Origin of the sequence: Streptococcus danieliae, from assembly GCF_013415245.1 — a bacterium.
Classification (GTDB): domain Bacteria; phylum Bacillota; class Bacilli; order Lactobacillales; family Streptococcaceae; genus Streptococcus; species Streptococcus danieliae_A.
This window is the reverse complement of the sequence record NZ_JACBXX010000168.1, coordinates 1-8,486: the sequence shown is the minus strand read 5'-3', so window position 1 is coordinate 8,486 and position 8,486 is coordinate 1. Positions and strand designations below refer to the sequence as shown.

Below are 8,486 nucleotides of genomic sequence, written 5' to 3'. Positions count from 1 at the left end.
TGAATAATAGCTGTCTCACAAGAGCGATTGGGACGAAAGCCATAACTATACTCTGAAAAGTGTCTTTCACAGATTGGACTGATGGTTTGCACAATCGCTTGTTGCACCATTCTGTCCATGACTGTAGGAATCCCAAGATTTCGGACGCCACCATTTGGCTTAGGAATTTCAACTCGTAAAACTGGTTGAGGTTTGTACTTCCTCTGCTTTATAAGTTCCTTGGTTTCTCGCCAATGTTGCCGTAGGAAATTATCCATTTCCTCAATGGTAACTCCGTCGATACCAGCAGAACCCTTGTTTCTTTTTACCTGATGATAGGCTTCAAGCATATTGTTCCGAGATAATATCTTATCTAGCAATTCTGACATGTGTGTATTCCTTTCTTGTTTCGGTGTCTGAGGGACATCTTATATTCGTGAACCTTCTCCTAGTCAATACGTGACCGTCTCCAGTTCTATCAGACCGTTCTTTTACAGACACAAGTGAAGTAGGATTACTTCGGTTAATTGTTCACCCCTTCGCTCCATTTCCATTACAGAAACTTCATTACTACTATGGGTTCGGCTGACTTCTCATGATTCGTTGTTACTACGTCTACGACGCTCATGAGACCTCACGGGATAAGTCGTATATCTTTCCTCGTTTACTCTCGTGATCTACGCATATAGGTTACGACTACCTTTTGGGACTTTAGAGCTTTCAGCCTCCTCATCCACTACATACGCCTTCATATCACATTTCTGTTCGTAGAGCCACGATTTCGCTATCCCTTCCTCTCCCCGCTACCTCACGATAGTCAGGCTTGGGAGTCGCTATTGGGTTCACCGGTAGCAGGTGCCCACAGAGGACTTGCACCTCAGATATACGACATGCCCGTCGTACGGAAAAAAGCTGTTTGGGAAGCTTCCCAAACAGCTTAGTTTGAATGTTGTAGAACAGCCACAAAAAGAGTCGCCCGCTGGCCCATAAAGAGGCCATCTGCAGTATAAAAGGGCGAAAATTCCACCAGCTCAAGACCAGTCTGCTGGCAGAGAGAGACCAGTTCCTCCTGGCTAAAGCCTGGATGAACTAAAGGATGGTCAATGTCCGCATGTGCAAGAAAATCAATCAAGAAAATTTGGCCATCGGGAAGTAAATGAGCAGCCAACTGCTCCAGTAGTTCTTCTACCTGGGCCACATGTAACAGGGTCTGAACCACCAAAATCGCATTGGCTTGCTCCTGCACCACTTGAAATTCTGGCACTGTTTTTAAAGTAACATTTGACAGCTCCAGAGCCTGGCACTTGCCCCTTACTTGTTCCAACATCTCCTCTGCAATGTCGACCAGCAGTAATTTGGAAAAATGCTCTGCAAAGGGCAAGCTCATTAAGCCCGTTCCACAGCCATAATCCAGCAACAAATCCCTGCCTGCCAACTGCTCCAAGCGCTGCTCCAATTCCTCGTGAATAACAGCCGCCACTTGTTTGCGTTCTGGAGAGTCATAGTGCGCCGCCATTTGCTTGAAAATGGCTTTTGTCCGATTCTGATCCATAGCCTTGCTCCTACAAAATATACAGTTCACGGTCTTTTAGGACTACTTCTCGGACAGAGGCATATTTTTTCAGTTGTTTCAATTCCTGAGGATGGCTGACAAAGGTAATCACAACTCCCTCACGGCCCATCCGCCCAGTCCGGCCTGCCCTATGGGTATAGCTATCCTTATCACGCGCCAAATCCACTTGAATCACACAATCCAAACCCTGGATATCAATCCCCCTAGCTACCAAATCGGTTGCCAATAAGAGGGAAATCGCACCGTCTCGAAAACGATCCAAAATGTGCTTGCGCATCTGCAGATTGATATCACTAGCCAAGGAATAAGCTGATAGGTTGTGGTATTGGAGTTTCTCCTCCGCATTTCCCAAATCAGACAGGGCATTAAAGAAGGCTAGACCTCGAAAATCTTCTAAGGCCAAAAGCTTTCTGAGGGTCGCTACCTTGTCGCGCTGGGCCACCTGCATATAAAAATGCTGCAGATGACTGGCTTCCTCATCTTGCGCCACAGCAATTAGCTGTGTTCCTGCCTGTAACTGGTCCATGGAAATGCCCTGGGTTGCACTCATATAAACATGTTGGTGTTGCTTTGGAACATAACCCAACAACCGCTCGACAAAGGGCAACTGGGAGCTGCTGAGCAACTGATCAAATTCATCCAAAACAATGGTCTCAATGGACAGCAGCTTGATCTTTTTCAACTTAACCAATTCCAGAATCCGTCCTGGGGTCCCGATCAAGACCTCAGGTCCCTTCTTGAGGCGTTCAATTTGCCGTTTTTGGCTGGAACCAGCCAAAAACAGTTGGGTTTTAAGCCCCAAATCAGCCGCCCAGTCCTGGCTCACCTGATAGAGCTGCCCCGCTAGTTCACTATTGGGAGCCAGAATCAAGAGCTGCTGCCCCTGCCCCTTGCGTAACTTCAATAACAGTGGCAACAAATAAGCCAGGGTCTTACCAGTCCCCGTTGGACTAATCCCCAGAATCGAAGCTCCGGCTTGCAGTGGTTGCCAGAGGGCCTCTTGAATCGGCGTGGCTTGGTCAAAACCTTGTGCCTGCCAGCGGTCCTGCCAGGCTTTCGGAAAATTCGTCAGCATTCTAATCTCCTTCAAATACAAGTGTGGCGTCCTGGCGCAAGTTCCAGATAGTCTCATGAACATCCTGGGCTAGCTGGGCCCAGTTCTCCCAGGCAGACCAATCTTCTGCCTCGATCATCCACTCAAACGCGACTGCCTCTTCTTCCATCTGGTGACTGGCAGCAGTCACTGGTAGTGCCTGCTCCTGGCCAGACAAATCCCGAAAACGAACGGATCCGATAGCTTCAATCGAATCCAAAATCAAGGTTCCCTGACGGGTATAAATCTCACTTGGAAGATATGTCGTATAGTTCTTAGCCGTTTGGAGGGTCACCAGACAATCACCGTAAAGCAACTGAGCCTGACCCGCCAAGTCGACATCCCAATCCCATTTTTGAGCCTGGTAGGCGACCCGGTCCGGTTTCCCAAACCAGTAATGAGTTAGATAGAGAGGATAAATCCCCAAGTCCATCAAAGCCCCGCCACCAAATTTAGCAGAAAAGACATTAGGCAGCTCCCCGGCCAACAGCGCCGGCATTTTCGAAGAATATTTCCCGTAACGCAGATTGGCTCCCAAGATTTCCTGATCTTTCAAAAAATCGGCAACAAGGGCTACAGCCTTTTCATGCACATTCCGTGCCGCTTCAAAGAGCATAACCTTTTTTTCCTTGGCCAAAGAAACTAACTCCGCCCACTCAGCGGGCCGTAAGACTGCGGGCTTCTCCACCACCACATGTTTTCCAGCTTCTAAGGCCAAACGGCTATGCGCTACATGCAGACCATTGGGAGAAGCAATGTAAATTAAATCAAGTGCTGGGTCCGCCAAAAAGGCCTCCAAGGAATCGTAGGCCACAACCTCAGAGCCGTAGGCTTCCCCAAAATCTTGAGCCTTGGCCAAGGTTCGGGAATAAACCGCCCCCAGACGGTAGGCTCCAGTCGCATTCACAGCCGTCATCCATTCATGGGCAATCGGGCTGATGGCTAAAATGCCAAAAGTAATCATATTTTTCACCTCGCCCCATTATATCACAGAAGGAGCTACTGACACAGCGTAGAAAATAGTGTACAATAAGTAGGAAACTAGAAAGGACTTACTCATGCATAAAAAACCAATCATTATCGGTGTAACAGGTGGATCTGGTGGAGGTAAAACCAGTGTCTCCCGAGCAATCCTCGCTAACTTTCCCAACGAGAAGATTGCGATGATTGAGCACGATTCCTACTACAAGGATCAATCCCATCTAACCCCAGAGGAGCGCGTCAAAACCAACTATGACCACCCCTTTGCCTTTGACACAGACTTGATGATTGAACAACTCAGTGAGCTTCGGGCTGGCCGGCCAGTCGATATTCCGACTTATGACTATACTGCCCATACCCGCAGTAACAAGACTCTGCGCCAAGAACCCCAAGATGTCTTTATTGTCGAAGGGATTCTGGTTCTAGAAGACAAACGTCTCCGCGACCTAATGGATATCAAAATTTTCGTAGATACCGATGACGATGTCCGCATCATCCGCCGGATCAAACGGGATATTGAAGAACGCGGCCGGAGCCTCGATTCTGTCATTACCCAGTACCTAGACGTGGTCAAACCTATGTACCACCAGTTTATCGAACCAACCAAACGCTATGCGGATATTATTATCCCAGAAGGGGTCACCAACAAGGTCGCGATTGACTTAATCAACACTAAAATCGCAGCTATCCTCAGCGAAACCGAAGCATCTGAATCCCAAGACTAGGCCACCAGCCTAGTCTTTTTCTTCAGCTTGACAAAGACAACCAATCTGCTATACTAATCCTCGTTACTGATGATTGGAGGATTGTATGAATCAAACAGAATTAAAAAAGCAAGCGAAAAATAGACTCTCAGGTAACTGGACTTGGGCAGTCATTTTAAGCTTACTCACCTTTACACTCCCAAGTATGTTAGCCTTTCTGACCTCTGGCTTTGGTGGAATCCTTGCCATCTTTTTTACAGCTAGTCGACAAATGGCCTTCTTAAATCTTCTAGATCAAGAGAAGGAAGAAGATATCCTCACAGCTGTCTTCACCAGCTTTCGCCAAGGACGTTTTGTACCAGTCCTCATCACCGGTTTACTTCAATACCTCTTTTTGATTCTTTGGAGCCTTCTCTTCATTATTCCAGGCTTCATCAAAATCTACTCCTACTCCATGGCCAACTATATTATTGAAGACTTGGTCGCTCAAGGAAGAGAGATTGAACCAACCGAAGCCATCACCAAATCTCGCATGCTAATGGATGGCCATAAATTAGAGCTCTTTTTCTTAGACCTCAGTTTTCTCGGTTGGGCGCTTCTAGTCCCGTTCACATTCGGCATCGGAAGCTTCTGGCTGATTCCTTATCAACTCACAACACGAGCTGCCTTTTACCGCCAATTAGCCGCAGCTACCCCTGAAATTTTGGACCTGTAAAAAAGCAAGGATGGTTTTCCTTGCTTTTTTGCTTCTGTATAGCATTTTTTCAACACTTCTTTACCGATGATAAAAAAGAACCTAATCTGTAGGCTACAGAATCAGGTTCTTTTTCTAAATCATCTCATGTCCTAGTCAATCAAACCGTCACGGTCATAGTAGATGCCTTGAGGGTCGATTCCCTTAATTTTAAGTAGGTCGCTGACGGTGACAAATTTATAGCCTTCCTCTTTGAGGTAGTCGATGACTGCTGGGACGGCATCGATGGTTTCCTTATGGATGTCATGCATGAGCACAATACCGCCAGGCCGGGCATAGGTCTTGACCTGTTCCAAAATCATGGCTGGATTGTGGCTTTGCCAGTCTAGGGTATCCACTGACCAGAGGATGGTTGGGAGACCACCGTAAAGTTGGGTTTGACTGGTATAATTACCAAATGGTGGCCGGAACAGCTTGGAATCGAGACCTGTAGCGCGTTTGATTTCACTTTGGGTATCGCGAATCTCCGCCAGAGCTCCATCCGTCGGAAGCAACTGGAGGTTGGGGTGATTGAAGGTATGGTTGGCAATCTCTGATCCGCGCTTGCTCATCCGTTTCAGAATATGCTCGTTTCCTGTCACATTCCGTCCTAACACAAAGAAGGTTGCGGGAACTTTTTCTTTTTCTAAAATGTCCAGTAGCTTAGGTGTTAACTGGCTATCTGGTCCGTCATCAAAGGTTAAGGCAATAACCTTCTTGGTTGAGGGAGCAATATAAGCCTGATAAGATTCTGCATCCGCCCCCTTAAGCATATCTGGATTGATTACATCAAACAAGATGGTTAGGGGAACCGCCACTTGCTTTACCTCACCGATGGCTTGCGGGAGATGGATCCAGAAGCTTTTCTTGTCATAATAGAAATCCCAATCGGCTAGGTCGGTGTATTGTAAGGTTTCTACAACTTCTGCCACACGATCCGCATTGAGATTCTGGGCTAAAAGATTAGCCTTAATCATATCCAACATCTTGGATTGGGCCGCCTCTGGATCCTGGAAGAGTTCATCCAGCTGCAGCTGTTTGCCCTCGTCAGTATAGTAATAAGAAGCTAAAGTAGTCTCTTTTTCTGTTCCTACATAGGTCGCGGAAATCGGGTACTCCCTTTTCAAAAGCTTCACCTGCTGGGTATTGGCAAAGGCCCCTTCTTCTTTATCCACCAAATAAAAAATCAGGGCATTCAAATCCTTATCCTGACCCTCTGGATTCAGTTTCTGGGTGTCGGCTAAAATCAGCTCTTGAATTTGCTGATTGGTAGTGCTTTCCAAATTACTGGGATAATAAGCGACCACCTCAGCCTGCCCAATACGCCCATACTGCTTGCTACTCTTGGGCTCCTTGGCTAAGGCCTTATGTTTCTGCTTGAGCTGCTCAATCTTGGATGTGGCCTGCCAACGGTCAAATTGCTCCGGCAACATCGGCAACAACAAAAGGGCCGCCGCCAACATTCCCAAAAAGACCCCCAACAATAACCAATTCTTCGGACTAATTTTCTTCACAAACCAAACTCTCTTTCCTGTCTTCCTAAAAACTATTGTACGATAGATAGCAGGAATATTCAAATGATTTTGCTGGTATGAGGTGAGGAATTTTGGGAAGAGTTTCCTAAGTCCAAAATACACCAAATCCCCCTTGGAAAACCCAAGGGAGACAAAACGATTATTTAGCTAGTTTTGCTTTTGCAGCGTCTGCCAAAGCTGTGAAAGCTGCCGCATCGTTTACTGCAAGGTCTGCAAGCATTTTGCGGTTCACTTCGATTTCAGCCAATTTCAATCCATGCATCATTTGTGAGTATGAAAGTCCGTTCATACGAGCTGCCGCATTGATACGTGTGATCCATAGTTTACGGAAGTCACGTTTCTTTTGACGACGGTCACGGTATGCATAGTAGTAAGAGTTCATGACTTGTTCTTTCGCTGTGCGGAACAAGATATGTTTAGCTCCATAGTAACCTTTAGCGAGCTTTAGAATACGTTTACGACGTTTGCGTGATACAACGCCACCTTTAACACGTGCCATTTAGTTTTCCTCCAGATTCTAGTTATACGAGTGTGTCTTATTTAAGACCTGTAAGCATTGATTTGATACGTTTGAAGTCTCCTGCAGAAACCATAGAAGCTTTGCGAAGGTGACGACGTTGTTTTTTAGTTTTTCCGTGGAAACGGTGTGAAGTGTAAGCACGGAAGCGTTTTAGTCCGCCTGAACCAGTACGTTTGAAACGTTTAGCAGATGCGCGGTGAGTTTTTTGTTTTGGCATGATTTCTCCTCTTTTCTAGTGATCAGACTTTATTTTTTGTCTGGAATGGGAGCCAATTGCATGAACATTTGACGTCCATCCATTTTCGCTCTTTGCTCAATGATGGAAACATCTTGTGTTGCCTGAGCAAAATCAGCGAGAACCTTAGCTCCAATTTCTTTATGGGTGATCATCCGACCTTTAAATCGAATGGACACTTTGACTTTATTTCCTTTTTCAAGGAATTTGCGTGCATTCCGAAGTTTTGTCTCGAAGTCACCCTTGTCGATAGTTGGACTTAGACGAACCTCTTTGACGGTCACAACGCTTTGTTTTTTACGCTGTTCCTTTTGCTTTTTCTGGTACTCAAATTTGAACTTACCGTAGTCCATAATTTTAGCAACCGGTGGTTTTGCTTGGGGCTGAATCAGAACCAAATCAACATTGGCGTCATCAGCGATGGCTTGGGCTTCGCTCAATGGCTTAATACCAAGCTGCTCCCCTTCAAGACCAATCAAGCGAACTTCACGCACACGAATTTCATCATTGATGAATAAGTCTTGTTTTGCTATGGTGTTCACCTCTTTTTTTTATTTCGAGAAAAACAAGAGTGGGTCTGCTAACGCACACCCACTCACACGAATAGAATCCCACTCAGGACTTGAATCGTAGAGCCAGACAACGTTAGTCGCAAGGCGAGAAGCTCTCACTTCTGCTTTTCTCATGTAATCCATTGTACCATATAAAGATTATCTGTCAACTACTTTTTTTAATTTATTTGGATTTAAAACTCTGGAAACGCTTCCAGATCCCTTGAAAGTTGTTTTTCATTTCGACTGGATCACCGACTTTTAGAGAGTCGCCATTTCCACCGACCATAATCCAGCAACAAGATTAATTTATTTTTACGAGGATAGTCGTGTTGGATAAAACGCAGACTATCACGGAAATTTGTAAAACCCTCTTGCTGCCAATTTTCCTTTGTCAGAAATTGTCCGCGCGTCCGCCTTCTTTGTTGCTTCTTTAACGAAAAACTTCTTTTAACCGTAAGCGCGCTATAACCAAGTATATGAAAAAGGTTCCAGAGTTGATTGACTCGGGAACCTTTTTTATTGACAATTCTTCTGTATGATTTCAGACCATGGCAAATAGTCCTCTAGAACCTCTATTTT

Annotated in this window: 11 protein-coding genes and 1 other annotated feature; of the genes, 2 read left to right on the top strand and 9 right to left on the bottom strand. The window is 45.7% G+C overall.

Annotated elements, in window-relative coordinates:
* The 4 genes from HZY94_RS08280 to HZY94_RS08265 all read right to left on the bottom strand — a co-directional run.
* Nucleotides 1-368 (bottom strand): reverse transcriptase domain-containing protein (locus HZY94_RS08280; RefSeq protein WP_257151889.1); only part of this gene is annotated, 368 nt, incomplete at its 3' end.
* A 548-nt stretch (nt 369-916) separates the two neighbouring features.
* On the bottom strand, nt 917-1,531 hold the full coding sequence (locus HZY94_RS08275; RefSeq protein WP_179925765.1) for a class I SAM-dependent DNA methyltransferase: 615 nt from the start codon (nt 1,529-1,531) through the stop codon (nt 917-919).
* A 10-nt stretch (nt 1,532-1,541) separates the two neighbouring features.
* Complete coding sequence (locus HZY94_RS08270; RefSeq protein ID WP_179925764.1) at nt 1,542-2,627, bottom strand: DEAD/DEAH box helicase; 1,086 nt, start codon at nt 2,625-2,627, stop codon at nt 1,542-1,544.
* 1 nt (nt 2,628) lies between these two features.
* On the bottom strand, nt 2,629-3,609 hold the full coding sequence (locus HZY94_RS08265; RefSeq protein ID WP_179925763.1) for a Gfo/Idh/MocA family protein: 981 nt from the start codon (nt 3,607-3,609) through the stop codon (nt 2,629-2,631).
* 94 nt (nt 3,610-3,703) lie between these two features.
* On the opposite strand from HZY94_RS08265, the gene udk reads away from it, so the two are divergent.
* Complete coding sequence (udk, locus tag HZY94_RS08260) at nt 3,704-4,351, top strand: uridine kinase (protein WP_179925762.1); 648 nt, start codon at nt 3,704-3,706, stop codon at nt 4,349-4,351.
* 85 nt (nt 4,352-4,436) lie between these two features.
* The gene (locus HZY94_RS08255; RefSeq protein ID WP_179925761.1) at nt 4,437-5,045 is read left to right on the top strand and encodes a DUF975 family protein; all 609 of its coding nucleotides are present in this window, start codon (nt 4,437-4,439) and stop codon (nt 5,043-5,045) included.
* Between the two features lie 131 nt (nt 5,046-5,176).
* On the opposite strand, the gene HZY94_RS08250 is transcribed toward HZY94_RS08255, so the two are convergent.
* From HZY94_RS08250 to HZY94_RS10820, 5 genes are all read right to left on the bottom strand, one after another.
* A complete protein-coding gene (locus tag HZY94_RS08250) occupies nt 5,177-6,577 on the bottom strand; it encodes a polysaccharide deacetylase family protein (protein ID WP_179925760.1) in 1,401 nt (466 codons plus the stop codon).
* A gap of 160 nt (nt 6,578-6,737) precedes the next feature.
* Nucleotides 6,738-7,097 (bottom strand): 50S ribosomal protein L20, encoded by a 360-nt coding sequence (gene rplT / locus HZY94_RS08245; protein ID WP_160332753.1) that lies wholly within the window; start codon nt 7,095-7,097, stop codon nt 6,738-6,740.
* Nucleotides 7,098-7,134: 37 nt separating this feature from the next.
* Nucleotides 7,135-7,335, bottom strand: a complete 201-nt coding sequence (gene rpmI, locus HZY94_RS08240) for a 50S ribosomal protein L35 (RefSeq protein WP_135037788.1) — start codon at nt 7,333-7,335, stop codon at nt 7,135-7,137.
* Between the two features lie 29 nt (nt 7,336-7,364).
* Nucleotides 7,365-7,895, bottom strand: coding sequence for a translation initiation factor IF-3 (gene infC / locus HZY94_RS08235; RefSeq protein ID WP_135037791.1), 531 nt, complete (start codon nt 7,893-7,895; stop codon nt 7,365-7,367).
* A 15-nt stretch (nt 7,896-7,910) separates the two neighbouring features.
* Nucleotides 7,911-8,038: a sequence feature (ribosomal protein L20 leader region), on the bottom strand.
* 117 nt (nt 8,039-8,155) lie between these two features.
* A complete protein-coding gene (locus tag HZY94_RS10820; RefSeq protein ID WP_445081943.1) occupies nt 8,156-8,383 on the bottom strand; it encodes a DUF7679 family protein in 228 nt (75 codons plus the stop codon).
* Nucleotides 8,384-8,486: the final 103 nt, after the last annotated feature.

What these genes read in the sequence shown, in the direction of transcription:
- udk (WP_179925762.1), top strand. Translation starts at nt 3,704, where the DNA reads ATGCATAAAAAACCAATCATTATCGGTGTAACAGGTGGATCTGGTGGA.
- HZY94_RS08270 (WP_179925764.1), bottom strand. Translation starts at nt 2,627, where the DNA reads ATGCTGACGAATTTTCCGAAAGCCTGGCAGGACCGCTGGCAGGCACAA.
- rplT (WP_160332753.1), bottom strand. Translation starts at nt 7,097, where the DNA reads ATGGCACGTGTTAAAGGTGGCGTTGTATCACGCAAACGTCGTAAACGT.
- HZY94_RS08255 (WP_179925761.1), top strand. Translation starts at nt 4,437, where the DNA reads ATGAATCAAACAGAATTAAAAAAGCAAGCGAAAAATAGACTCTCAGGT.
- HZY94_RS08265 (WP_179925763.1), bottom strand. Translation starts at nt 3,609, where the DNA reads ATGATTACTTTTGGCATTTTAGCCATCAGCCCGATTGCCCATGAATGG.
- rpmI (WP_135037788.1), bottom strand. Translation starts at nt 7,335, where the DNA reads ATGCCAAAACAAAAAACTCACCGCGCATCTGCTAAACGTTTCAAACGT.
- HZY94_RS08275 (WP_179925765.1), bottom strand. Translation starts at nt 1,531, where the DNA reads ATGGATCAGAATCGGACAAAAGCCATTTTCAAGCAAATGGCGGCGCAC.